Raw genomic sequence first — 24,008 nt, 5'->3', positions numbered from 1 at the left:
CCGGGTACGCGATCTGTTGCCCTGGAAAGTTGATCTGACCTCTCAGTAAATATCAATACGGTTCTGGCGAGCCGCTTACGGATGTGCCGTTAATACACAGGGAGTCTGGCAACAGGTCCATGCCGGTATTCGGGCCGGGCAGGTAAATATAGCCTTATCAGGCAATGGGCTTCCTTCGGGGCGATATCGGCTGGATGTACCCTATATACTGGCATGGGGCTCCTCGACGGATGGTAATGCAAACAGGGATTTTCAGGATACATGGAAAGCGGGAAATGTCGGAACGAGTAATGTGACCGGATATTTTTCTCTTGAATTTACGATTAAAAATAAGTGTGAAATAACATCTGTGAATAATGAGCTGGTATTAAAACATGGGACAATGACCCCGGATGTGGTTTCCGGAAGCAAGGTTATCAGTAAAGAGTTGTCTTTATCATGTGAGACACCCACCGGGGTGAGATTTCAGTTTCAGCCTCAAAAGGTGGAGCTGGGGAATGGTGTCAGTAGCCGACTCACACTTAAAATCTCAGACAGAGAATATTCCGATAACCCTGTTTCTGCAGTGATAGATAACAGTAAATTAAGGGTGATTTCAACCCAGCAGGGGAAACCCGGCGCTGCCGGCGAATTATATGGTGTTTCAGTCCTTACGGCACTTTATGATTAACAAAATATCAAACAATGGCGCCTTTATGATGCGCCATTGTTTGATGAATATCTTTTTTCTGATTAATCAGTTGATGATATTCAAAAAATATCACTGAGTCCCGGGTTGTCAGCAGACAAGCCACGCCATTACCGTCAGTGCGCGTCAGCGGAAAATGCCTGGTGTCAGTTTACAGATGTGAGAAACGGACGGAAGACCGTCACTGTCAGCACCGGGATGACAATAACATTCAGTACAATAATGATCCCGTTGATGGTCTGTATAACGTAACATGCCCACAGAGGGTAATGGGGTTCTTCCAGACGGAGGTAATTGAGAAATACAAACCAGAAGGCACAAAAAAATAACCAGCCCAGAAGTAGGGGCTGAAACAGATGTTCAGGCATATTCTCTCCTTTTGAATGGGCATGCAGATAAACAGCCCCGGAACAATATCAAAGCGATCAGGTTAAGTTGCATATGCTGTTTTCTTCAGAGAACGTACTGGTCAGAAAGCAGGGCTGCGTATCAGTTCCCGCAGGAAAACGGGCAGTGTGATGATAAAAAAAACGGCGATGCATTGCATGATGGTCCATACCCAGGGCGGAAAACGGAGTTCTGCAACTTTGATGAAGCAGTAAAACAGGAGCCAGAAGGCAAGTGCGCCAGCATATATCTTCAGTGTAAGCTCAGTCATTATTCCGCCTTTATTGATGTTACAAATAAGAACAGCGTAATTTCTGAGCGTTGTTCCCGACAGAACTAATTCATTCACGTCACGATGAAATTATCCGCCAGTGCAAATTCCGTTTTTTGCCAGCCCGGATGTCGGTGCAAATGTGTGAGTTTGCCAGCCAACACCATCAGAATCCTTGCTCAGCGCCGGAAAATCTTCCGGTGTTCAGCCATGCCGCTTTTCCCGTAAAAATTTTCAGTTCTGCAAACAGAGTTTATTGCTGACCTGTTTCCCTGCCTTACGCATCCTGTACGCACCGTTTAACTCAGAGAGAGGTGCGTATGCGTTCGTTTCCGGCATCACCCTGTCGTGCCGGCCATCTGGCCGGTGCTGCGGGGATGCTGTTTCTTTTCACTCTTGCCATACCCGTTCAGGCGGCTGAACAGGATGAACTGGCCACTGCCATGCGCCAGCTTGACCAGGTGCAGGCGGCGCTGGAGCGGGCCCGGGGGGCCGCTGTGCAGTCCGGTGCGTCTGAGCCATCCCGTTACTTCTTTGATTATCCCCGGGCGCGTGCCGATCTGGAGACCATTCGTGATGGCATCGACCGCTATCTCACGCCTTCCCGGGCCCAGCCCCGTACAACGTCAGCCGTGAACGGTCACTACCGGCGGGAGCGTCCCTGATGGGCATGTCTGCCGTGCAGTCTTCCGCCTTTAAAGCGGCTTCCGGGGAAATGGATATCAGTGCCCTGCATCTGCTGTCACTCGGACTGCTTTTTGCCGTGCTGTTTCTCTGGGCGGCCTGGGCGCTGCTGGATGTCTGGGCGGGCTGGAGTAATGAGAAGGTCCGCAGCGCAATGCTGGGGCGCTTTTTTATCCGGCTGGCTCTCCTGCTGGTTCTCAGTATCTGGATGTTTGCCAGCTGAGGTGAGTTGTTATCTGAATCATGATTATGAGGATTTTGTGTTTATGAAGTGGTGTTTTCGTTTTCTGAAACGTCTTGTTTCTCTGCCGCACACAATGCTGTTACGCCTGTGGCAGACCGTGTTTTCAGTGTGTCTGTTGCTCCGGATGAGTATGCAACCGGCCCTGGCTGATTTGCCCCAGATGGAGCCGCCGTCATCGGGCGGTGGCAGCGGGCTGTTCGGGCAGATTAAAGGCTATTCCCAGGACGGTGTGGTGCTGGGTGGCCTGATTATTTCTGCCATTGCTTTCATTGTTGTGGCGAATGCTGCGATTTCCACGTTTTCGGAAATTCAGGATGGAAAAAAATCCTGGACGCAGTTTGGGGCCATTGTGGTGGTGGGGGTGATCCTGCTGGTTGCGGTGATCTGGCTGCTGACCAAATCGGCCTCCATCATTCTGTAAGGAATACGTCCATGCAGACCATTCATTTTTTACCCGATCGCCTTAACGTGGAGCCGGCCGTGTTCCGGGGCTTCACCACGCCGGAGCTGGGACTGGCCGCACTGACCGGTGCCGGTCTCGGCCTGCTCTGGCCGTTACCGCTGCTTCCGCTGACCGGCTGGGTGATGATCCCGACAGGAATGATGGTCACGCCGCTGCTGCTGATCTGGTTTGGTGGAAGCTGGATCACCCGGATGAAGCGTGGCAAGCCGGATAACTGGCTCTGGCAGCGGCTGGAGGAGAAAAAGTGTCGTGCCGGTATGGGCCGTTCATCGCTGATTATGGAGGCGCAGGGCTGGTCCCTGCGCCGTACCCGGCCGGTAAGGAGCGTTTTATGAGTCGTTTTCGTCACGCCCTTCAGGACAGGGACCAGCATATCCGCAGCCTGCGTATTATCAGTGCCGTGCTGGCAGGATTTCTGTTACTGGCCTGTATTGGCTGGATGACAGCCCCCAGTCGCCTGACCATTCATAACCCGCCGGATTTGCGTTCCGGCAGTACCCGTCCATGGTGGGAAGTGCCCCCGTCGACGGTTTACTCCTTCGCCTTTTATATCTTCCAGCAGTTAAATGCCTGGCCGAAGAACGGTGAAGTGGATTATCCGGCTAAAATTCATGCCCTGTCAGCCTATCTGACGCCGTCATGCCGTGAACTGATGGAGAACGATGCCCGCCGTCGTAAGGATGCGGGGGAACTGCTCGACCGCGTGCGCGTGGTGTATGAAATCCCTGAGCACGGATACGGTGGGCGCTACAACAAAAATCCGGTCACCGTACAGGGCCGGGATAACTGGCTGGTACGTCTGGACCTGGTGGCGGATGAGTATTTTCATGCCGAGCCGGTCAAACGTGCGCTGGTGCGTTATCCCCTGAAAGTGGCGCGTTGGGAGGGGGACCCGGAGCATAACCCCTTCGGGCTGGCGCTTGACTGCTACAGCAGCACACCACAACGGCTGGAAGCCGCGCCGGTGGCTTCAGGCCCGGGAGGTGCACAGTGATGGCAGTCACCGTCCGTCATTTCCTCCGGAATAGCCTGATGGCGCTTCCGTTACTGATACCCCCGTTTGTGCTGCATGCTGACGAACTGATGAAGTGGGAGCGTATTCCGTTATCCGTACCCCTGAAGGTGGGGCAGGAGCGGGTGATTTTTGCGGACAAAAATGTGCGGGTGGGATTCCCGCCGGCACTGAACGGTAAGCTGCGGGTGCAGAGTACCGGTGGTGCCGTGTACCTGAAGGCGGACAGTGCCTTTCCACAGACACGGCTGCAGTTGCAGGATGTGGAGACCGGGGAAATGATTCTGCTTGATGTCACAGCCGGTGAGCAGGGACCTTCTGAGCCGGTACGTATTGTGTATGACGGTGAGGTCAGCACGGTCAGTCAGGCGACTGATCTGATGAAACCGGCGTCCTCATCCGGTAAAACCTCCGCCGGTCAGTCGCGGGCACCGGGACAGGATGACGGTACGCAGGCCCGTCGTCAGCCGGTTCGTTACAGCGCGCCCCTGCCGGTGTTACTGACCCGTTACGCCGCCCAGTCCCTGTATGCCCCGCTCAGGACTCTGGAGGCGGTGCCTGGTATTCACCCGGTCAGTCATCACCTGCCCGGACGCATCACCACCCTGTATCCGTCAGCGCCCCTGACCGTCACGCCACTGGCGGCATGGGGCGCTGGCGGACGCACGGTGGTGGCGATGAAGCTCACCAGTACGGTCAGCCGTAAGTTGGTGCTGGACCCCAGGGCACTGCAGGGAAACTTTGTGACCGCCACGTTCCAGCATCGCTGGCTGGGACCTGCCGGTACACCGGAGGACACCACAACACTGTATCTGGTGACAGAGGGCAGACCGGACAGGGCGTTTATCGCAGAGCCAGTCCGACGTAAAGTCACCACAGCCCGTAAGACAGGGGGCAGCACCCGCGGGGAGGTGAATCGTGCAGATTAAATCCAACACGCTGGTCAAATTTGTGGTGCCCGTTGTGGTGGTGGGCGGGGTATTCATCGGGCTTAAAAGCTGTGGTGATCCCGCGTCGTCATCAGACCCGTCAGCACAGCAGACACAGGTCCTGGGGACGCTGTCTCAGGAGGAACTGAAGGCGCTGGGTGTTGAGGGTGACACGCCGGAAGATACCCTGCGCACGCTTATCGGGCGTCTCAATCAGGTTCGTGAACGTCAGCAGACGCTGGACGAACAGAACAGCAGACTGCTGAAGGAGAATGAACAACTGCGCAAACGCGGCGCGGATGTGTCCGGTCAGCTGAACGATGCCGTGGCAGGACTGCAGAAAAGTTATGAGGAGAAGCAGCGCCAGCTGCAGAACGAGCAGAACACCCTGATGGCAAAGGTGCAGTCCCTGACGGAGCAGCTGGCGCAGCAGGGTGGCAGCAGTAAGGCAAATACTGACAGCGATATTCCCCTCGGGCTGGGGCTTGACGGACTGAGTGGTTCTCCGGGAAGCGCGGTGTCACAGGGGGCCGATGGCCTGATGTGGGTGACGCCGGCTGACCAGTCACAGCCTGACCCACGGGATGTGGCAGGGGGCAAAAGTGGTCCCCGTTTCCCCACCTCCTTTCTGGATGATAACCCGCTGACCCGTCAGAAGGCGGCGTATGAACAGCAGGTGAAGGGATACAGTAACGAGAAACAACAGGCCACCACACAGGCCGTCTACACCCTGCCGGAGAATGCCACCCTGGTCGGGAGCCGGGCAATGACGGCCCTGCTGGGGCGGGTGCCGGTCAACGGCACGGTGACAGACCCTTATCCGTTCAAGGTGCTTATCGGTAAGGACAACCTGACCGCCAACGGCATTGAACTGCCGGATGTGGAAGGGGCCGTGGTGTCCGGTACCGCCAGTGGTGACTGGACGCTTTCCTGTGTGCGGGGCCAGGTGAACAGTATCACCTTTGTGTTTGCTGACGGGCGGGTTCGCACGCTGCCGGCACCGGATGTGAACGGCACCACCAACAGCAATCAGCAGACGAAGAACGGGAATAACACCGGCGGCATTGGCTGGATTTCGGATGAGGATGGCATTCCGTGTATCAGTGGCACCCGTAAGTCCAATGCTGCCACATACCTGCCCACCATTTTCGGTCTGTCTGCCGCGGGGGCGGCCGGTGAGGCCCTGAGCCAGGGGCAGTACACCACGCAGAATAACGTCAACGGCCTTTCTTCTGCGCTGACCGGCAGTGCCGGGGAGGCGGCACTGGGTAAGGCGATTTCCGGCGGAATGAATGAGACAGCAGAGTGGGTGAAGCAGCGTTATGGGCAGACGTTTGATGCCATTTATGTGCCACCGGGAAAAAGGCTGGCCGTTCACATCACCCGCCAGCTGGCGATTGATTACGAAGACCAGGGCCGTAAGGTGCGTTATGAGTTCACCCTGCCGGGAGAGGCGGACACACAGGGTGGTCTGGACTGAAGGAGAATGAGATGAAACCAGATTGTTCACGCCTGCGTGTTTCAGGCAGAACGCTGTTACCGTTACTGGTACTGACAGGGGCTGTGCTGGCCAGCGGTTGTTCCACGTCAAAAGAGGAACTGCTGCCCGCCGGGGAGCAGACGATGCTGGAAATCTGGCAGGGGCAGGCGGGGGGCGGAAGCGCCCGTTCTGCTGCGACAACCCGTGACACACTGCGGCGTCCGCTGACAGAAACGGAACAGCAGGACGCGGCGCAGACGGACCGCAGTTACAGCCGGACACAGGAGAGTGAAATCAGCCAGCAGTTTCCACGACTGCCCAACCCGGACATGGTGATGTATGTCTTTCCGCACCTTGCAGAGGGGAACTCACCGGTACCGGGCTACAGCACGGTGTTTTCATTTTACAGCCAGACGCAGTATGCGATGCCCGGTGAACGCACGGCAGCGTTCTGACGGGGCGGATGAGCTGAGTGATGGTGCCGGCATGATGCCGGCGGTTTATCAACGTATGTTAAGGGACAAGTAAAATGGGTTTCCCGCTGTTTAAAAAGAAAGTGAAACCGGCAATATCTGCAGAGACGACTGTGCCGGCAGAATACGCGCAGCATTCCGGAGTCGATGACGCCGGTACTCCCCGTAACCTGAGCCGCCCCGGGCGAATGACCCGCCGGGAGGAGGCGAAGATTTACCATGCGGGCCCGTCCATTATTGATTTTCTGCCCTGGGTGGAATACCTGGATGAAACGCAGTGCCTGCTGCTGGATGACGGAGTGTCGGTCGGCGCTGTGTATGAGGTGACACCGGCGGCCACGGAAGGGCGCACGGCAGAGCGTCTTGAGCAAATCCGTGACACGGTGGAGGATGCCCTGCAGGACAGCTTTGATGAATACGACACCCACCCCTGGGTAGTGCAGTTCTTCTGTCAGGATGAAAATGATGTGGATGCGTATCTTGACCATCTGAGGGGGTATGTGAAGCCCCATGCGCAGCGCACGGCCTTTACAGAGGCCTGGCTGGGCGAGATGGAACGGCATCTGCGGGGAATTGCCCGTCCGGAAGGGCTTTTCACGGACACGCTGGTGACCGGTCAGCCCTGGCGTGGTCAGCAGCGACGGACCCGGATGGTGGTGTACCGCCGTATCGGGAAAAACAGCCATGACCCGATGCCGCCGGTGGCGATGCTGAACCAGGTGTGTGAACGCGTGGTGGGGGCGCTGGGCGGGGCGGGGGTGCGCTGTATCCGTATGAACGGTCTGCAGGTGCATGGCTGGCTGCTCAGGCTGTTCAATCCCCGACCAGAGTGGGTGGACAGGGACACACTGTACTGTCTGGCCACTCGCGCGGCACCGCAGGAGGCCCCGGAGGGCATGATGCCGGTGATGACCGACTTTGCGGAAAGTCTCTGGTTCACGCCGCCGGTGTCGGATCCGGAAAACGGTGTGTGGTGGCTGGACGGGCTGCCGCATGCCGCCGTGGTGGTGGAGAAATTGCGTACACCCCCGGAGGCAGGGACGCTGACCGGTGAGAAGGCCCGGGGCGAAAAGACGGTGAATGCCCTGATGGATACGTTCCCTGAAGGCACCATGCTGTGCATGACCATTGTGGTACAGCCGCAGGACACACTCGAGGAGCGTTTCACCCGGCTGTCAAAAAATGCGGTCGGGGAAAATACGGAGTCCATCCGTGCCCGTCAGGATGTGGCCACCGTGAAGGAATATCTGGGGAACCGCCACAAGCTTTACCGGGCGGGGATCAGTTTTCTGTTACGGGCAGAGGATATGGACAGCCTGAAGCGTAAGCGGGTGGCCCTGACCACAGCACTACTGGGCGCCGGTCTACAGCCGGTACGTCCGGAGTTTGATGTGGGGCCACTGAACAGCTGGCTGCGTGCGCTGCCCATGTGTTTTGATCCGGATACGGACAGGAAGCAGTGGTACACGCGTCTGATGTGGGTGCAGCATCTGGCTGGGCTCCTGCCGGTGACCGGGCGGGAGACGGGCACCGGTCATCCCGGATTCAGTTTCTTTAACCGGGGTGGGGATGTGCTGACCTTTGATCCGCTGAATAAACTGGATCGCACCCAGAATGCGCACCTGCTGCTGTTTGGTCCGACCGGCGCCGGGAAATCCGCCACGCTGTGCTCCTCGCTGTCGCAGATCATGGCCGTACATCGCCCCCGTCTTTTTATTGCTGAAGCCGGGAACTCATTTGGGCTGCTGGCGGATTATTTTGAGAGTCTCGGGCTTTCGGTGAACAAAATCAGCGTGAAACCGGGCACCGGTGTCAGCCTGCCACCGTTTGCGGATGCACATCACCTGGTGGCACAGGGACAGACCCTGCAGGATGTGGATGAACAGACACTGCCGGATATTGATGATGACACGCAGGATGAGAGCGAGGAGCAGCGCGATATCCTGGGAGAAATGGAGATCTCTGCCCGCATGATGATCACCGGGGGGGATCCGAAGGAAGAGACGGCACTCAAACGGGCGGACAGGGCGATGATCCGCGAAGCGCTGCTGATGGCCACACACGCCACGTACCGGGAGGGGCGCCAGATGCTGCCGGTGGATTTGCAGTCGGCACTGTGGGAAATCTCCCGGGACAGTCAGCGAAATGAACTCCGGCGGACGAAAGCGGCAGAGATGGCGGAAGCGCTGGGGATGTTCACCCAGCCGGGCAGTTTTGAGGCGGAGCTGTTTAACCGGGAGGGGGCGCTGTGGCCGGAGGCGGATGTGACGCTGATTGACCTGGGGCATCTGGCCCGTGAAGGGTATGAAGCCCAGATGGCGCTGACCATGGTGTCGATGACCAACATGATTAACAACATCGCGGAGCGTGACCAGTATCTGGGGCGGGACATTCTGTTTGCGGTGGATGAGGCACACATTGTGACGGTGAATCCGTTGCTGTCCCCGTACATGACCAAGGTGGTGAAAATGTGGCGCAAGCTGGGCGCCTGGCTGTGGCTGGCCACGCAGAACCTGAAGGACTATCCGGATGTCGCCGAGAAGATGCTGAATATGGCCGAGTGGTGGGTGTGTCTGACCATGCCGCCGGAGGAAGTGAATAACATTGCCCGCTTTAAGGCCCTGACAGAGGAGCAGAAAGCGGTGCTGCTGTCAGCCGGCAAACTGTCGGGGTGTTACACGGAAGGGGTGGTACTGGCGAAGAAGGTGGAGGCACTGTTCCGGGTGGTGCCCCCGAGTATTTACCTCGCGCTGGGGATGACGGAGAAGGAGGAGAAGGCGGAGCGCCGGGCGTTAATGAAAGCGCATCAGTGCAGCGAACTGGAAGCCGCATTTCATGTGGCCCGGAAGCTGGACAGGCTGCGTGGGCTGACTGACGGGGAGTAAGACGATGCTGTGTCTGAAATATCCGGAGCCGGAAGAGGTTTCACAGGGGCATCCTGCAGGAAGTGTGTTTGTGCTGCCGCCACAGGGGCAGCCCGGTGCCAGTCGTGCCACCCGGGATAATCTTGAGCGTCTGCGCGGGCATCTGCAGAAGCAACTGGGGCAGGTGACGCGTATCTGTTGCCAGCCTCAGCGTGTGGGGGTGAACAGCAGCGTGGCGGTGGCACTGGAAGGGCGGTCGGGTCAGCAGGTGCATCTTCTGCTGACGGTAAGTGGTCATGAGGGCTGGCCGTCGGAGGAGGAGTATGCACATCCCCGCTGGTATATCCCGGTGACCGATGCTGCTGATTTGTGTTATCTGCTGCTGTGGCTGGCAGAGTTAAAGTGAGGGGATATGTGCACTGACTTTAATGCTGCTCCGGGGGCTCACTGACCGGGGTGACAGTGATATATGGTGTATTTCAGATTCAGTAAAGAGGTGTGAAGTATGAACTCTGGTTATGATTTACCGGGGGGGCTGGGGCCGGTAAGGGAACGGATAATTGATGACCCATGGTTTTTTCTGTCTGTCGCACTGATTCTGTTGGTCGTGGTATATGTCGTGTCGTTGGGGCTTAAAGAAGTTATTTTCAGTATCAGAAAGGGGAAAGGGAAGAAAAAAACACTCAGGGAGGCGTCGTGTTCGCGGAGCACGACTGATGAAAAAGTCTGAAAAATAAATCAGAGTATTACAGATGATGGATGACTTTCGTTATTATGAACGGGTAGACACTTATTGTTATGCAATCTACTCTTATTACCAGCATTATTTCCATCGTTTTCCGCACTCCGGTGCGGTTTTTTATTTCTGACGCTGGCAGAGAAAGGAAAAATCTCAAAATATCATTCAGGGGTTGAAACCAGCTGAGGTCAACGGGCAAAATTTACGGGATTTTGTTGTTTCATTGTTTATCATTACTCACAGGACGATTTGCCCGCAGGAGAGGCGGGCTTTTTTTTAGCATATCTTCGCATGAGCCATTGCCATACCGCTGACTTTTTTTCGCGCTTACGTCACAGGTGATGGCTCAGTCGAAGATATACTGATTGCAGAGATGAGGTATGGCGGCTCGTTATAAAATCACGGCAACGATAATGAAGCCCGGCAATCCGCCGGTACTCTGGACCCGTTACTCCGGAAATAAAATGACCCGGACAGAGTGTGAGCATATGTTTTCCATTCCAAAAGAGCCCGGCCGCTCTTTTGGCGATAAGGTCAAAGTGCAGGATTTTCGGTGTGTGGCGGTTGAGAACGAAAAAGTCTGAAAATATCACGCTGTAATAAAAATGAATGTTATATGGTGATAACATTTTGCCCGGCCGGTTAACTGGCTCGTTATGATATGAAACATGAATGATAATCTCCTTGTATTGAGACGTAATTTTTCCGGGCCTGGTTGCCCGGTTTTTTTTAGTTTATTTTGTGTACTGTTTGCTTTCAGTAATGGTGACAGTCGCCTCTCCTGGCAGGCTGGCAGCGAAGAATAAGGATAAAGCCAGAAGCGTTCTGCTTGTTAATTTTGCAGGTATCAGAACCATGTTTACAGATTATACAAACAGGTATTATGAACAATAGCGGCGGGTCTGGCCAGTGGTCTGCATGCAGATAAACCGTACCCTGCCGTCTCTTTATTTACCACCTGCTGATGCAGGTGGCAGGAAGATATAATACATCAAAGTGACAATTCAGGCGGATTATTTGTCTGATACTGAAAATCCACTGACGATGCGGGCAATAAAAACCAGCGAGTAAATATAGCCTGTGAGAATAACCAGAATAGTGGCATTACGGGCCGGCCAGCTGACGGCCACAATATCGCCATAACCCACAGTCAGAATACTGATGAAAGAATAATAGAAGAGTTCATTCATCATCTGCAGCTCATCATGCGACAGCCCCCGGAACGCGCCAGGCATATGGCTTTCTATTGCTGAAAACATGAAAAAACCCATATAGCCTATAAGTAAAAAGCCACTCAGTGCAGCACAGACAGACTCTGTGTTTATCCGGGCAGAGAAAATCACTTGTCGGAATACAATCACGGACAGGATGAGGAAAAAGACCAGATAGCTCGCGTAGTACAGCAGTGCCATGACGCTGGCTGTGTGCAGCCAGTGCGTGATGGCAAAAATGACCAGTAACACAATAAATGAAACAGCCTGATGACGGCGTTGCAGCAGATTGACGCCAGCTGCAATCTGTAACAGCGCATTCAGGTTATACCCGGTTGTGTTCAGCGGAAACAGATTAAGAAAGAAGGTACTCAGCAGTGTACTAAGAAGAAAAGCGAATTTGTGTTGTTTCATAATCATTAACATAAAGGAAATATCCCCGACTATTCAGATGGCACAGAGCATAATAAAAATACATTTGGTCAGGAAGCCTGAGAAATTTTCAGTTTCCGGTTTTGAATTAATTGATGACCCTGCTTCCGGTTCTGCGCACGCTGTCAGACATGTCTTGTCCGACGGAGTTATTTCATGTACCGGAAGCTGTTGTATTCCTTTCTTGCCCTGCCGGTGATATCAGTTGCCGGCACTACCGTTTATACCGACTCGGCACATCTGCCGGTTAATCCGCCCCCTGATGTACAGGTTGTGTTGCTCGACGGGCCACAGCAACTGCAGGATGCTTTTTTCGGCCTGTTGCCGGCTGACCCTGAAGCCGCTGAGGCTGTTGTTCGTGAGCACATGCAGTCCCCTGAATGGGCGTCTGCACAGGCTGACCTTGCAGAACGTTACCGCCAGGTGACCCACGCCTGGTCGCTGGGGCTTAAAAAATACCCGGCGGTGGTGTTCGATGACCGGGAAGTGGTGTACGGCACCACCGATGTGGCACAGGCTGAACGACTCCGGAGTCAGGGAGGGCAGCCATGACGGGTCTGCGAACACGACGTTATGCTGGCGCATTTTTGTTGTGGACAGCGACTGTTTCTGTGGCCGGTGCTTCCCTGAATACGGCACAGATAGCGGCCGGTGCTATTTCTCAGAGCTGCATCAGCTGGCGGGTCAGCGGTATCTGTTACTGGCTGCACTGCTCCTGGTCGGGGTGTCGGGTCAGAACGTCCGTGAAGGTCTCACATTTTATCCCTGAAGCAGTAGTGTCCACCTATACCGCACCGGGCGGTAATCCCTGGCGGGAAATGGCTCTGGTCAGTCAGGCATCCGGCGGTGTGGAGAACACCATCAGCAGCGGGATTGCGGGGTTATCTGCCGGCGGGGGAAACCCGGCTGATATGAAATCGCCGGGGCAGCGTAAATCCGCCATCCGTTTCAAATACGCGGATGCGCTGGGACATCCGGCCACGTTGCTTATCGGGGGCAGCATTCCCGGGTATTCGTGTGAGTCTGCTGCCACACCACTGAGGCCTTATTTTCTCAGCACGCTGGACAGTCTTGCCTGGCGCACCGGCATGCCTGAATCCCTGTATCCCGAAGCCATGATACCCGGCAGACGGGAACTGGGGAGTCAACGTAATGCAGACATGTGGGGAAATATCTACCCCCGTTCCGGTTTTGTCAGCCAGACCGATGATGACAAAGCGGCAGCCCTGGTTGCCCAGCGGGTGGCGGATATTATCACCCGCACCGGTGAGCCCCACGTCTATCAGTCGCTGAAAGGCCGAAAAAAAGATGGCTACTGGCCACCGGATGCGGTGGAAGAAAACACCGGCACCCGTAATCACAAGTGGCAGCGACTGACCCCTTCCGTTTCTTCATCCTGCGCCGTGTTTCCGGATGGCAGTCATGCCGCGCCGGAGGACGGTAATGCCGCGTTTGCCCTGTGGCGTCCCTACAGTTGCTGCAAAAAGCGGGGCCAGAAATTCCTGGGCAGTACGAATTTTTAGAGGAAAGTAAATCATGAAGCATAAACCACAACTGACAAACATTGTGGCACTGGCGGTCATACTGGCCTGCAGCACAATGGCCGGCGCGGCGGAGAATGAACGCAGCACGTTCGGTCTCTCCCTGCCACAGGTGAATGACAGTGCCATCGGGTACGGGAAATCCATTGATGGTGCCATTTCGGACAAACTGTTTTACACCCTGGGAGGCGGGTCAGTGATATCGCAGCCGGCGACCCGGAGCAACATGAAGAAGCTCGGGGTGGATATTGGCTGGAGCAGCAACCTGATGTGCGGCAACTTTGACCTGAAAACCACGGTGAGCAATCAGCTGAACGGGGTGACGGACGGTTTTAAAAATCTGATGGGGGATGTGATACAGGGGGCGACGGGGGCGGTGGCCAGTCTGCCGGCGATGGTCATCCAGCGGGCGAATCCGGGACTGTATGACACGCTGACTAACGGGGTGCTTCAGGCAAATGTGGCGTTCGACAAGGCACAACTGAACTGCCAGAACATGGCGAAGCGCATGATGGAGTTCTCGGACAGCAGCAAGTGGACACAGGCTGCGATGCTGGATGAGTACAAGAAAATCGTGAATTCAGGGGATGGTGATGCCATCCGGGGAGATGATGCCGGTCGTAAGGCTACCGGGAAAGAAGGCCGGAAATGGATTGGTGGCCAGGATCGTGGCGGGGCAGGGCAGCCGGCCATTCGTCCCACACATGATCTGGCAGCAGCGGGGTTTAACATGATGAATAACCTGCCGGTCACCAGTACATCCACGATCAGTGCAGCCAGTTGTACCGGAAGTGTCTGCAGTAAGTTCAGCAATGCTGAAGAGGCGGCAAAGGCGGTGGTGAAAGTGCTGGGCGATCGTTCCATGCGGACCTGCGGCAATGCAGCGGAATGTACCAGCGGGGATGAAGACCAACAGCCGGGAATGGCGGTTGCCGGAACCGGGTTCACGCCGATGCTGGAAGAAGCGGTGAAAGTGAATACGGAGCAACTGGTGAAGCTGGTGAATGGTACTGAAAAGCCGACAGCAGCAAATCTGGCCAGACTCCGGTCAGGCAGTCTGACGGTAACGGCCGGAGTGATTAAGGCGCTGCAACGGGATCCGGATAATGCTGCACTGACCGGGCGTCTGGCCGGTGAACTGGCAATGGCAGATACGGTGGAGACGGCACTGCTGATGCGCAGAATGATTATGACGGGGATGTCTGAGCCGTATGCTGCAGCGCAGGATGCTGCGATTGAAGAAGGAAGCCGCCGTATTGAGGCGCTGGACCGGGAGATTGCCGCACTGAAAAACGAGATGGAGCTGAAGCGTGAACTGGCCCGCAACAGCGTGCTGACCATTATTGAACGGGAGAATGAACGGGTTGGGAACAATCCGATGATTCAGCAGACGGATAATGCTGACAGCCGGATGCATACGCTGGAGGTCCCTGATGAGGAATAAGGTGATGAAGGTGAATACGGGAGCAGGAATGCGCGGTCGGCTCAAAAGGAAGGGGAAGATGCTTATTCTGTATCTGCTGCTACTGGCAGGTATCACCGTGTTTTCTTTGTGGCTGGCGAATACAGGTATTCGCCATGCAGAGGGTTTTGCTGCCCTGCATGAATGGATGTATGAGACGCGTTATGGCTGGCTGATCTGGCGTCTGTGTGTCTACTGTGCACTCGGATGGTGGGGATGGAAAATCTGGCATGCACCGGGCTTCAGACCGGAATACCGGGCACCTTTTCTTCGTATGGCCACAGTCAGTGTTTTGTTTGTTCTGCTGTGTGAATACTCTGTTTTTGCCGGACCGGGGCGTTGATGCGTTATGACCACAAATAATTATCTGGAATATTTTCTGACCCTGCTGGGCTGGGTGGTGAATAATGGCCTGTGGGATGTGTTAATCAGTACCGGATTGTTTGCGCTGCCGCTGGTATTTAAGGTGATTGGGATCTGGCTGAAAGTCCGGGAAGAGGGGGAAGACGAAGGTAACAAGGGATTACTTTCGCTGCCCCGTATTGAGAATGTACTCTACGGTGCTTTCTTTGTGATGATTGTCTGTTGTGTGCCTCTGGTTCAGGTCAGTCTTGACAGCATTAAGTTTGATAAAACGCGGGCAAAAACATGCGGAACCTGGACCCCGAAAGATCCCGGAGATACCGGTTACAGTGGTGTTATTTCCAGTCTTGGTGATCGGACTGCTGCTGCGCCACTCTGGTGGGTGATGGTGCATAAATTATCCAAGGGGGTGACACAGGCTGCGGTTGCGTCGATCCCCTGTCGGCCAGATTTGCGTCAGTTACGTTTTGAGGTTCAGCGGACGTTTATTGAAAACCGTGCGCTGGCAGATGAATTGCAGGATTTTACCAACGACTGCTATTCGCTGGCCCTGTATATGTGGAAACAAAGGGATCAGGGGCAGACGAAGGATAAAAAACTCCTTTCAGATATTGCGTGGATAGGGAGTACCACGTTTATGAAGGGCGATTACATGACGCTGCAGTCAAAACTCCCCCGTGCAGCTTTTCCCTGGAATGAATCGCGGGACAGCGGGCGCCCGAATACGGGACGTGGAGGATATCCGACATGTAATGAGTGGTGGCTGGCAGCAGATAACGGCCTGAGGGCGCGGGTGATTGCGGAGGTCAGCGACAGTTACTGGTTGCGGTTGTCAGCAGCAATGAAAATGATTGGCAGCAGCCAGGTCGATTATAAGGAAGAAGTTGTCCGACGGCTGGTGAGTCCGAAGAGTCTGACAGTCTCTCAGGACGGTGAGGTTTACCGTGGATATGGTGGTAATGCGGATATGACGACCATGAACGCAGTGGCCAGGATTGCGGGAACGGCTGGCAGTGCGGTGGCAGCACTGGGAGCATTCCCGGCGCTTGATGCAATGCGACAGGCCCTGCCAATGGTGCAGGCCATTCTGCTGATGGCAATTTATATCATGTTGCCGCTGATTCTGGCGTTTGCAGCATATGAGTTGTCAACCCTGATCACGCTGACGTTTGTGGTATTTGCGCTGAATTTTCTGACGTTCTGGTGGGAGCTTGCACGATGGCTTGACAGCTGGATGCTGACGGCACTGTACAGTTCGGACACGCATACCCGGTTCAATATGATGGGATTCCAGAACACGTCGGACGATCTGATAATGAATCTGGTAATGGGGACGATGTTTATGGTGTTGCCGGCAGTCTGGCTTGGGGCGTTGTCATGGGCGGGAGTACATATCGGAGTCGCGATTAGTACAGCAGCTAAAGATGGAACTAGTGGTACATATCAGGCAGCGCAGAAAGCAGGTAATTTAGCAGGGGCAGGTGGTAATAGTTTCTCTAAGGGACTGGATAAGGGAATGAATAAATAATCTTTTGGCACTGCCAACGTTGGCAGTGCTAGTTATTTTGATTTTCCCATTGCTCATATTCCCAATATGAATGGGAATCTAGAAAGGAAGGTAATTCTTCTTGTGGATTTTCTTCTACTAGATAATTCGTTGAGTTTTTGGGGACATCAGGAACCGGATCTGGCAGGAGTGCACAAAGGATCTTTTTCAGCAACATATTCATAATATTAACTTCCCTCCCAATTCATCCATCATACTAATAACCCAATGCTATCATACTACCTGTATGATAAATGCGCAAGTGTAAAATTTTACCTTAATCAATTGGTTGTCATGAAAAAACTCCTAATTTTTAGTTCTGTGATATGAATTTGATGTTCAAATTATGCCCTGTTTTTGTATAAATACAGGGGAAAAACCATACAGAATCTACTGATAAATGACTCAAAAAGAGGTGTTAATGTTGGGTAAAAAGTTGTTGCTTGTTTGTGTGTCATGTCTGGTGCTGAGCGCCTGTTCTGTTGATGAAATTGCTGCGGTTAACAAGCAAATCAGTGATGGTGCCTTTGCTTTGACTGGTGCATTACGCGGTAATAATTCGTCAACTGCTGATAATGGTATGCCGTTACTGTCACAGAAAGCGCCGACCAAAAGGGAAAAACGGGAAAATGTAACGGAAATCCCCGTTGATGTTGATACGGCTGCAGGAAGATTAAAGCGGTACTATAAATTTTATTCGAATGAGGAAGTTGACGCTATTCGTAATAATGGAACTACTGATGGGAAATGGCAGGCTTCGGCAATAAAAGATAATGGACATATATGGGACGCGATGCCTGGTAGCTATTACAAAATGGGGAGTGACTGGGATGGCGGTCAGTTTGATGATCATCTTACCATTGAAGTTGAAAAAAATGGTAAAGGGAGTCGTCTTTATATAACGTACGCATCACCGGCTCCAGGACATCTGAAAGAATCAACGCTTGCACCGTTATTTAAACGCGTGAAGGATGTGGCAGAAGGAAGAGTCAGATAAATTATGGACAGAAGTAATGATTTGATGATGGGAGTATGGTTATGAGAAATAAAATTCTTTTCGCTTTATTAATTATTGTGGTGGCTGCTTTGTCATTCGATTTCGGTCGAAGCTGGGAGTTATCAAAAACAGCAGAGTACTGTTCTTCAATTGGCAAAAAATTATCTGATGCTGGTCCTGCATATTGTGTCAGCAAGTGAATTTTATGATGAGAATGGAGGTGGTCCTCCATTCTCTGATATATAGACTAAAAGTCTTTTGTTCGATATAAATCCTGACGACACTGAAAACAATAATGAACTCGTCTTCCTTGCTTATTGTTCCACAGATAACTTTTTATCTGGTTAGAGCCACAGTAATAACACTTTATTCCATTTTTTGTCTTCGTATCTGGGTGAATGCGCCAGTATTCCTCCAGTGTAGGATAATTTTCAATCCATGGCTTGTCATCAATTCGTATAAATACATACCACAAAAACCATAAGAAAGGCAGAGATAAAATATATGAATAATGTATATTGAATAGAATAATCATAGTAATAAGCGCTATTATTCCCCATCCCCATAGCGGAAGTTTTTTTAATTTTTTCCCAAAACGGTACGCCTTTTCTTCCATTAGATGTACTTTGTCATTCTTCTCCATGAGCAATGCCTTTTTAATTATAGAACATAATTCAAATTATAGAGTTTGTGTGTGTAATGGGAAGTCTTGACATATAAACATCTGCCTTGCTAATCTTTCCCCGCTGTAATTGTCGCTATGCGACCACCAATGTTCCGTATAGCCTGTGAGGAACGCCTTCGGGTGGCTAGTTAAACACCTCCTGAACCTGAAAGGACGGTGCATTCCACGTGAATGAGGTAAATCTGCGCGCTCTTGAGAGCAGAATGTCGTCACAAAAAGCGCATTATGACGCGACGATGAGGGCTTTTTTTACTTCCATCCAGTACCGCTATGATCGGTCTGTAGTCATCCGTAAACCACGGACTGACGTCTTTAATCTGTTCGGGCATTCGCCCCGGGCTTCTTACGACTGTACGCACGGCATAAGGCCATCTGAAATCTGGCCGCTTGCGTGCGTACGTGGAGTTTGAAGCTGCGCGGCGTCACTTTTGTCGGCGTGTAACGATGACAAAGTGACGCATGCGCGTCTGCTTTACGAACCCGCACAAACCGTCGCGTCACGGGATGTTTTTTAACATTTGAAGAAGTGACCAGACGTGAGAGTGTTTTTTCAACCTTCTCTGCAAACGTACAGACGATACCATGAATAACGTTCATCGACCGTTCTTCTTGCAGAATTTTATTGTTTTTTAAGGAGTTTTATGTAGTGAGATGCCGAACCGGCGATACCACTTATTAGGGGTGGTATCGGGGGCGACCTGGAAACAGGTACAGCGAATGCTGCAGTCGGTGTGCAACACCGGTTTGTTACCCCTCAATACCTAAACAGTCTGCGCTACCCTGGCGCTCAGGCACTCATTACCCGAAGGATCGCAACGCTTAACCGTGTCGCCAGGGAGAATGCAGATGAATTTTGCTGTTGTGTTCACGGCACAACAGCAAAATTCATCTGCTGTACGTACAGCTGTTTAAGACAAAGAGGAGGTATCTGTGTCCAGACGTGAAAAATTACTGAAACAGGATTTGGTTGCTCATATCCGGAAAGACAGGGGGAGTTTCAAGAAGCTGAGTGACTATTCCCGGATCATGCACCGGTTTGCGGAAAGACTGGCTAAACTGAATATACAGATCAGTTCTGCTGCGCAGGTAAAAGTGCGGCATATTGAATTATATATGAACAGCAGGAGTGATGTTTCAAAGCGAACCAGAGAAAATGAAATGTCTGCAATACGGGTTATGTTACGTCAGGCCGGTAAACATAAAATGGCAGATCCTGAACATCCCCGTCTCAGCAATAAGGCGTTAGGTATTTCAGGAGGAAGCCGTAAAGGGACAAAGAAATTAATTACGGATGAGCGTTTCCGGGAAATTCTTCAGCGCGTGGAAGCAAAAGATAAAGGTGTGGCAGCTGTTGTTAAACTGTCACGTTATCTCGGTCTGAGAAATGAAGAAGCTGTCCAGTCGGCCAAATCGTTACGGACGTGGAAAAAAGCATTACAGCGGGGAGATGAAAAAATAAGAGTGATTTTTGGTACGAAAGGAGGACGGGAAAGAATGACAACGGTTGTTGATCGGGATAAAGTTCTTGATGCTGTTAATTATGCACTCAAATATGCCAGTGAACATAATGAACGTCTGATAGACAGAGATAATCTTAAGTCGGCAATGGATTATTATCTTAATACGTTACGACGTTATGGAGAACTGAAAGGCGGAGATGAGACCGCACACAGTTTTCGGTACAGTTACGCCGCAAGTGCCATGAAATATCATATTATGAATGGTTACAGTTATAAGGAGGCACTTGCACTGACCTCAATTGATCTTGGTCATGGCGATGGCAGAGGACGATATATTGAACAGGTTTATTGTCAGTTATTAGGCTATGAATAATAACTTATATCGATTTTGTGCGGGTAAATATCATGAATTGTACTATTTTAATGAAAATAATATCTGTAAAGGAGATTACAAAAGATTCGCCTTTGTGGTCGCACTACCTGGCGCGATATATTGATTCCGGATATCAGGCTGAGTTTGAATGTGAAGGAGCAGCAGATAAATGGGGCATCTATGATGAATGGGACATCTGTGAGTCGATTGCGGATTATTTTGACGTGGTGGGAGACTTTGACTGTGATGTCAGACGGGCGGGAAGAAAAATACTGATGAAAGGTACCTGTGTTTTCCCTCTGGGAGAACCAGCTAAGGGAACACATAATATTCCTTTTTGGATCGATGTTGAATAGCTTGACATCCATCTTTTGTGCCTTAAAAATATACAGGCTAACTTTGTTACCTTCGGGTGACCACCAATGTTCCGGCAGTCTGTGAGGAACGCCTTCGGGTGGCTGCATTCAACACCTCCTGAGCCTGAAAGGACGGTGCATTCCACGTGAATGGGGCAAATCTGCGCGCTCTTGAGAGCAGAATGTCGTCACAAAAAGCGCATTATGACGCGACGATGAGAGCTTTTTATACTTAATCTGTGCGGGGGTGTTCCGCATGGCAGTTATGCACCCAGTCTGATGGCAGTGGCGCATGGCATTTTATCTTCGACTGTGCTGGCGATAAAAGCATAGTGCAGCCCTGCTGTTTTGTCGTTTATTACCCTGTCGGGAACATGCTTCCCGCAGGGCAGATGTGTTCCCGTGATGTTTTGTATCAGAGGAGAACACATGAACATTCTGTTAACACTTCTTTATTCTGTCGTATGGCTTGTCTGCACCATTCTTGGGAGGGTTGCACCAGAGTCGGTGGCCCGTGCGTGGTGTGAGTATCATCTGGAAGGTATGTCGATCCTTCGTTATACGTACCGCTCACTGGCACAGGCGGCAGAAATGCGTGAAGGAAAAGAACCTCTTTATCGGCTGTTCAGCTATCTCGAAGGCCTCGCACATTATCTGGGGTACAGAAGCGGCGATGAAAAGCTGGAATCAGGATTTCTCCGGCTGTTTCTGTGGCATATATGTGCGAAAGGCCATGCGCTGGGTGCTCTTATAGAGATGGAGGCACGTGTGTGCAAGTACAATCCATGGGAGTACGGCTGGCGCGATGGCTGGACTCAGTGTGTCTATATTGACAGAAATGAATATTTCGAATGCGATTTCGAATGAGTTCTACTGAGCTGAAGCATTAATCCCGTATTGATGTTTCTGTCCCCTGACGGGTGTTTTTGTCCGTCGGGGCGAAGACTCCCGTTTCTTTTTACAGGAGTCTTTATGTCAACGTTTATTTTGTGCCCTGAACCGGGCATCTCTTCTCTTTTCCGGCGAATGACGGCTCAGTTGCGGGTGTTTTTTTCCCGCAATAACCTGTCATATTACAGTCGCTGGTACACCAATCCGGCCGGCAATCTGAGCGTCCGGGTCTGTATGTTCCGTCGGGGCGGTGTCTGGACACCCTGTCTGTACTACCGGCAGGGAACGCACCGCAACGCGTACACAGGCTGGTATCAGCCGTTACCGCGTGAGGTCATTTGTCTGAACCGGTTTACCGGGCGGATATCCCGTCGCAGGACCTGGCATGCTGCCTGTCGTATGGCGGAACAACTGACCACCCTGCGTTACCGGTTTGGTCTGCAGGCTGGTGAAAGTGTCGTACAGCCCTGCTGATTTATCATTTATTACCCTGTCGGGAACACGCTTCCCGCAGGGGGGGGTGTTCCCGTGATTTTTTGTCTCTGAGGTGAACACATGAATAGTCTGTTAATACTCCTTTACGTTGTTGTATGGCGTGTCTGCACCATTCTTCGGGTAATCGTACCCGTGTCGGCTGTCCGTGCGTGGTGTGAGTATCAACTGGAAGGTATGACGATACTTCGTGATGCGTACAGCTCGCTGGCAAAGGCGGCTGGAATGCAGAATGAAGCATTTGAATATCTTAAAGGTATTGCACGTCATCTGGGCTACGAAAGCGGTGGTGACCAACTGAAATCAGGGCTTTTCCGGCCGTTTCTGTGGCATATACGTGCGAAAGGCCACAGGCTGGGGGCTGTCATGAAGATGGAGGTATGGAAGACATGGAAGAACGGCTGTAACGATGTCTGCAATCCATGGGAGGATATCTACAATCCATGGGAGCGTGGATGGAACGATGGCTGGACTGAATGTCTGAATCAACGTGTAGCCGGCATCCTGAAGCAGGCCTGTGTTGACTTTTCCGACGCAGACTGAACGGTTTTTCTTTTACTTACTGCACCGTGTGTCTGCGCCGGTGTTTTCCCTGACGGGAGTTTTGTTCCGTCAGGGGCAGGACTTCCTGAACAGACGGAGGTCATTATGTACTCACCCTTACTTGTTCATTATTCAGCACTGCAGACGCAGTCTGCTCTGCTGGCGCATATCAGCCAGCTGGAAGGTGAGCTGATGCGGTTACGCGCCTGGCAACGGCTGGGGATTACCCCGGAGCCGGATGATGAGACGGAGCCTTCACAGGTTTACGTGCATCTGTGGGATACCGGCGAGGCGCTGGGCTGGCTGCTGTATGACCTGGAGCAGGAGAACATTCCTGCTCCGGGAGTTCAGGCCCGTCAGGCGCTTGACAGTCTGATGGCGCTGGGACGTGAAATTAATCATGAAATCTGGACTGACAGTATCAGTACCGGAAAGCTGACGGCCGGAGCGGATGCCTGTTTTGCCCGGCACGACATGATGTAGTTCATAACCTGACCCTGACGGGGTGTGCTCTCCGTCAGGAAAGCATTCCCCGTTGTTTATTTTTAACCATGAGGAATGCTCCATGTCTGAATTATCTTCACGTCCGGCCCGTGAGCCGGTGGTATATACCCTTGAGCAGGTTGCCACAATACCGGAAAAGCAGTGGCATGCTTTTGTTCTGGCCGTAACAGAAACCTTCTGGCAGTTGCCGGAGGCGTTACGGCCGCAGAATGCGTATTTCGGCTCCCTGAGCCGGGCGTCTGAGTTGTTTCCGGTAACGGACATTCTGGCGTTTTACAGCCGGTCTGCAGACGGGCTGTGGTCGGTGAATGTCACCATTGAACGGGAGCATCGTCAGAACATTCTGGTGCTTAAGGAGCTGAATTTTGGCCGCCAGCCAGGGGATTTCTTTGCCCGTACGGTGTTTGTGCTGCTGCACAATCTGTGTCCGGATTGTTTCCGCATTCATTCCACTGCCGGTGGTGCCAGCTGGTCACTGCCGCTGAAATGGATAAAACGGTTCCTGGGGCATGAGAATTTTTCTGCACCGGAGTCTGTATTAACCACCCCGGTAAGGGGAGATGTGTTTGACTGTTTACTGCTGCAGTTTCTGTCCGGTCAGGGGCGACAGTTATCCCCGGATGACTGGTCAGCGCTGGAAGAGGCTGAACATCAGCTTTACTGGCTGCGGGCACTTGCCGGTGGACACTGACAGAACACCGTTGTTTCTTTTCATTTACCCGGAATAACGCCATCGCGTATTCCGTCATTCATATAACCCGGCAGGGACATATCCCTGTGGGGAGAGTCCCTGCGTTATTCAGGAGAATTGTTATGGGACTCGATATTTACTTTATGGGTAAGCGGCTCGCCAGAACCGTATTGATATTTACTGAGAGGTCAGATCAACTTTCCAGGGCAACAGATCGCGTACCCGGT

Annotated in this window: 31 protein-coding genes; 26 read left to right on the top strand and 5 right to left on the bottom strand. The window is 52.6% G+C overall.

Features of this window, described 5'->3' with window-relative positions:
* The first annotated feature begins 292 nt into the window (after nt 1-292).
* Nucleotides 293-670 (top strand): hypothetical protein, encoded by a 378-nt coding sequence (locus tag OGY15_RS00195; RefSeq protein ID WP_286537245.1) that lies wholly within the window; start codon nt 293-295, stop codon nt 668-670.
* Between the two features lie 164 nt (nt 671-834).
* On the opposite strand, the gene OGY15_RS00190 is transcribed toward OGY15_RS00195, so the two are convergent.
* Nucleotides 835-1,056, bottom strand: a complete 222-nt coding sequence (locus OGY15_RS00190; RefSeq protein ID WP_214167273.1) for a hypothetical protein — start codon at nt 1,054-1,056, stop codon at nt 835-837.
* 101 nt (nt 1,057-1,157) lie between these two features.
* Nucleotides 1,158-1,346, bottom strand: coding sequence for a hypothetical protein (locus OGY15_RS00185; protein ID WP_021555955.1), 189 nt, complete (start codon nt 1,344-1,346; stop codon nt 1,158-1,160).
* A 320-nt stretch (nt 1,347-1,666) separates the two neighbouring features.
* Here OGY15_RS00185 and OGY15_RS00180 point away from each other — a divergent pair, with 320 nt between their 5' ends.
* The 11 genes from OGY15_RS00180 to OGY15_RS00130 all read left to right on the top strand — a co-directional run bounded on the left by OGY15_RS00180 (nt 1,667) and on the right by OGY15_RS00130 (nt 10,818).
* On the top strand, nt 1,667-2,011 hold the full coding sequence (locus OGY15_RS00180) for an integrative conjugative element protein, RAQPRD family (RefSeq protein ID WP_040089364.1): 345 nt from the start codon (nt 1,667-1,669) through the stop codon (nt 2,009-2,011).
* Nucleotides 2,011-2,253, top strand: a complete 243-nt coding sequence (locus tag OGY15_RS00175) for a TIGR03758 family integrating conjugative element protein (RefSeq protein WP_000525826.1) — start codon at nt 2,011-2,013, stop codon at nt 2,251-2,253. Before OGY15_RS00180 ends, OGY15_RS00175 begins: the two co-directional genes overlap by 1 nt.
* 94 nt (nt 2,254-2,347) lie before the next feature.
* Nucleotides 2,348-2,695 carry a TIGR03745 family integrating conjugative element membrane protein gene (locus OGY15_RS00170; RefSeq protein ID WP_044537753.1) on the top strand — a complete coding sequence of 116 codons (348 nt, stop codon included), beginning with the start codon at nt 2,348-2,350 and terminating at the stop codon, nt 2,693-2,695.
* Nucleotides 2,696-2,706: 11 nt separating this feature from the next.
* On the top strand, nt 2,707-3,072 hold the full coding sequence (locus tag OGY15_RS00165) for a TIGR03750 family conjugal transfer protein (protein WP_214167270.1): 366 nt from the start codon (nt 2,707-2,709) through the stop codon (nt 3,070-3,072).
* Nucleotides 3,069-3,731 (top strand): PFL_4703 family integrating conjugative element protein, encoded by a 663-nt coding sequence (locus OGY15_RS00160; RefSeq protein ID WP_057513787.1) that lies wholly within the window; start codon nt 3,069-3,071, stop codon nt 3,729-3,731. Before OGY15_RS00165 ends, OGY15_RS00160 begins: the two co-directional genes overlap by 4 nt.
* Nucleotides 3,731-4,678, top strand: coding sequence for a TIGR03749 family integrating conjugative element protein (locus OGY15_RS00155; protein ID WP_214167266.1), 948 nt, complete (start codon nt 3,731-3,733; stop codon nt 4,676-4,678). The genes OGY15_RS00160 and OGY15_RS00155 overlap by 1 nt, the downstream gene beginning before the upstream one ends.
* On the top strand, nt 4,668-6,158 hold the full coding sequence (locus tag OGY15_RS00150; protein ID WP_214167263.1) for a TIGR03752 family integrating conjugative element protein: 1,491 nt from the start codon (nt 4,668-4,670) through the stop codon (nt 6,156-6,158). The genes OGY15_RS00155 and OGY15_RS00150 overlap by 11 nt, the downstream gene beginning before the upstream one ends.
* A gap of 11 nt (nt 6,159-6,169) precedes the next feature.
* Nucleotides 6,170-6,613, top strand: a complete 444-nt coding sequence (locus OGY15_RS00145) for a TIGR03751 family conjugal transfer lipoprotein (protein ID WP_072091359.1) — start codon at nt 6,170-6,172, stop codon at nt 6,611-6,613.
* Nucleotides 6,614-6,819: 206 nt separating this feature from the next.
* Nucleotides 6,820-9,516 (top strand): conjugative transfer ATPase, encoded by a 2,697-nt coding sequence (locus OGY15_RS00140; protein ID WP_139354802.1) that lies wholly within the window; start codon nt 6,820-6,822, stop codon nt 9,514-9,516.
* A gap of 4 nt (nt 9,517-9,520) precedes the next feature.
* Nucleotides 9,521-9,901 (top strand): acetyltransferase, encoded by a 381-nt coding sequence (locus OGY15_RS00135; RefSeq protein ID WP_077738344.1) that lies wholly within the window; start codon nt 9,521-9,523, stop codon nt 9,899-9,901.
* Nucleotides 9,902-10,614: 713 nt separating this feature from the next.
* A complete protein-coding gene (locus tag OGY15_RS00130) occupies nt 10,615-10,818 on the top strand; it encodes a DUF1187 family protein (RefSeq protein WP_001536078.1) in 204 nt (67 codons plus the stop codon).
* Between the two features lie 429 nt (nt 10,819-11,247).
* On the opposite strand, the gene OGY15_RS00125 is transcribed toward OGY15_RS00130, so the two are convergent.
* Complete coding sequence (locus tag OGY15_RS00125; protein WP_001422122.1) at nt 11,248-11,871, bottom strand: ion channel; 624 nt, start codon at nt 11,869-11,871, stop codon at nt 11,248-11,250.
* Nucleotides 11,872-12,033: 162 nt separating this feature from the next.
* Here OGY15_RS00125 and OGY15_RS00120 point away from each other — a divergent pair, with 162 nt between their 5' ends.
* The 5 genes from OGY15_RS00120 to OGY15_RS00100 are packed head-to-tail and all read left to right on the top strand — an operon-like array spanning nt 12,034 to nt 16,771.
* Complete coding sequence (locus tag OGY15_RS00120) at nt 12,034-12,429, top strand: TIGR03757 family integrating conjugative element protein (RefSeq protein WP_040089372.1); 396 nt, start codon at nt 12,034-12,036, stop codon at nt 12,427-12,429.
* Complete coding sequence (locus OGY15_RS00115; protein ID WP_050186919.1) at nt 12,426-13,400, top strand: TIGR03756 family integrating conjugative element protein; 975 nt, start codon at nt 12,426-12,428, stop codon at nt 13,398-13,400. Before OGY15_RS00120 ends, OGY15_RS00115 begins: the two co-directional genes overlap by 4 nt.
* Before the next feature lie 13 nt (nt 13,401-13,413).
* Nucleotides 13,414-14,862 carry an integrating conjugative element protein gene (locus OGY15_RS00110; protein WP_050188812.1) on the top strand — a complete coding sequence of 483 codons (1,449 nt, stop codon included), beginning with the start codon at nt 13,414-13,416 and terminating at the stop codon, nt 14,860-14,862.
* Nucleotides 14,863-14,920: 58 nt separating this feature from the next.
* Complete coding sequence (locus OGY15_RS00105; protein WP_050186917.1) at nt 14,921-15,223, top strand: hypothetical protein; 303 nt, start codon at nt 14,921-14,923, stop codon at nt 15,221-15,223.
* A 6-nt stretch (nt 15,224-15,229) separates the two neighbouring features.
* Complete coding sequence (locus OGY15_RS00100; RefSeq protein ID WP_107135911.1) at nt 15,230-16,771, top strand: conjugal transfer protein TraG N-terminal domain-containing protein; 1,542 nt, start codon at nt 15,230-15,232, stop codon at nt 16,769-16,771.
* Between the two features lie 28 nt (nt 16,772-16,799).
* Here OGY15_RS00100 and OGY15_RS00095 read toward each other — a convergent pair whose 3' ends face one another.
* Nucleotides 16,800-16,973 carry a hypothetical protein gene (locus OGY15_RS00095; RefSeq protein WP_163426392.1) on the bottom strand — a complete coding sequence of 58 codons (174 nt, stop codon included), beginning with the start codon at nt 16,971-16,973 and terminating at the stop codon, nt 16,800-16,802.
* A 237-nt stretch (nt 16,974-17,210) separates the two neighbouring features.
* Between OGY15_RS00095 and OGY15_RS00090 the strand changes: the two genes are divergently transcribed.
* Together OGY15_RS00090 and OGY15_RS00085 are read left to right on the top strand one after the other, a co-directional pair.
* A complete protein-coding gene (locus OGY15_RS00090; RefSeq protein ID WP_061341962.1) occupies nt 17,211-17,786 on the top strand; it encodes a hypothetical protein in 576 nt (191 codons plus the stop codon).
* A 41-nt stretch (nt 17,787-17,827) separates the two neighbouring features.
* Nucleotides 17,828-17,986 carry a hypothetical protein gene (locus OGY15_RS00085; RefSeq protein WP_162489755.1) on the top strand — a complete coding sequence of 53 codons (159 nt, stop codon included), beginning with the start codon at nt 17,828-17,830 and terminating at the stop codon, nt 17,984-17,986.
* A 47-nt stretch (nt 17,987-18,033) separates the two neighbouring features.
* On the opposite strand, the gene OGY15_RS00080 is transcribed toward OGY15_RS00085, so the two are convergent.
* Complete coding sequence (locus OGY15_RS00080) at nt 18,034-18,429, bottom strand: hypothetical protein (RefSeq protein ID WP_050188218.1); 396 nt, start codon at nt 18,427-18,429, stop codon at nt 18,034-18,036.
* 972 nt (nt 18,430-19,401) lie between these two features.
* Here OGY15_RS00080 and OGY15_RS00075 point away from each other — a divergent pair.
* The 7 genes from OGY15_RS00075 (at nt 19,402) to OGY15_RS00045 (ending at nt 23,781) form a co-directional block, all read left to right on the top strand.
* Nucleotides 19,402-20,304: an integrase domain-containing protein gene (locus tag OGY15_RS00075; RefSeq protein WP_000091035.1), complete on the top strand. Its 903-nt coding sequence runs from the start codon at nt 19,402-19,404 to the stop codon at nt 20,302-20,304.
* A gap of 32 nt (nt 20,305-20,336) precedes the next feature.
* Entirely contained in the window at nt 20,337-20,660 is a 324-nt protein-coding gene (locus OGY15_RS00070; protein ID WP_231240109.1) for a hypothetical protein, read from the top strand.
* A gap of 429 nt (nt 20,661-21,089) precedes the next feature.
* Nucleotides 21,090-21,527 carry a hypothetical protein gene (locus OGY15_RS00065; RefSeq protein ID WP_050186914.1) on the top strand — a complete coding sequence of 146 codons (438 nt, stop codon included), beginning with the start codon at nt 21,090-21,092 and terminating at the stop codon, nt 21,525-21,527.
* Nucleotides 21,528-21,632: 105 nt separating this feature from the next.
* Nucleotides 21,633-22,025 (top strand): hypothetical protein, encoded by a 393-nt coding sequence (locus OGY15_RS00060; RefSeq protein WP_050186913.1) that lies wholly within the window; start codon nt 21,633-21,635, stop codon nt 22,023-22,025.
* Between the two features lie 81 nt (nt 22,026-22,106).
* Nucleotides 22,107-22,586, top strand: coding sequence for a hypothetical protein (locus tag OGY15_RS00055; RefSeq protein ID WP_286537213.1), 480 nt, complete (start codon nt 22,107-22,109; stop codon nt 22,584-22,586).
* A 105-nt stretch (nt 22,587-22,691) separates the two neighbouring features.
* Complete coding sequence (locus OGY15_RS00050; RefSeq protein WP_187790928.1) at nt 22,692-23,069, top strand: hypothetical protein; 378 nt, start codon at nt 22,692-22,694, stop codon at nt 23,067-23,069.
* Between the two features lie 82 nt (nt 23,070-23,151).
* Nucleotides 23,152-23,781: a hypothetical protein gene (locus OGY15_RS00045; protein WP_187790927.1), complete on the top strand. Its 630-nt coding sequence runs from the start codon at nt 23,152-23,154 to the stop codon at nt 23,779-23,781.
* Nucleotides 23,782-24,008: the final 227 nt, after the last annotated feature.

This window comes from Citrobacter sp. Cu231, assembly GCF_030332265.1.
GTDB classification, from domain to species: domain Bacteria; phylum Pseudomonadota; class Gammaproteobacteria; order Enterobacterales; family Enterobacteriaceae; genus Citrobacter; species Citrobacter meridianamericanus.
The sequence above is the reverse complement of the archived record's forward strand: the minus strand, read 5'-3'. Positions and strand labels throughout refer to the sequence as shown.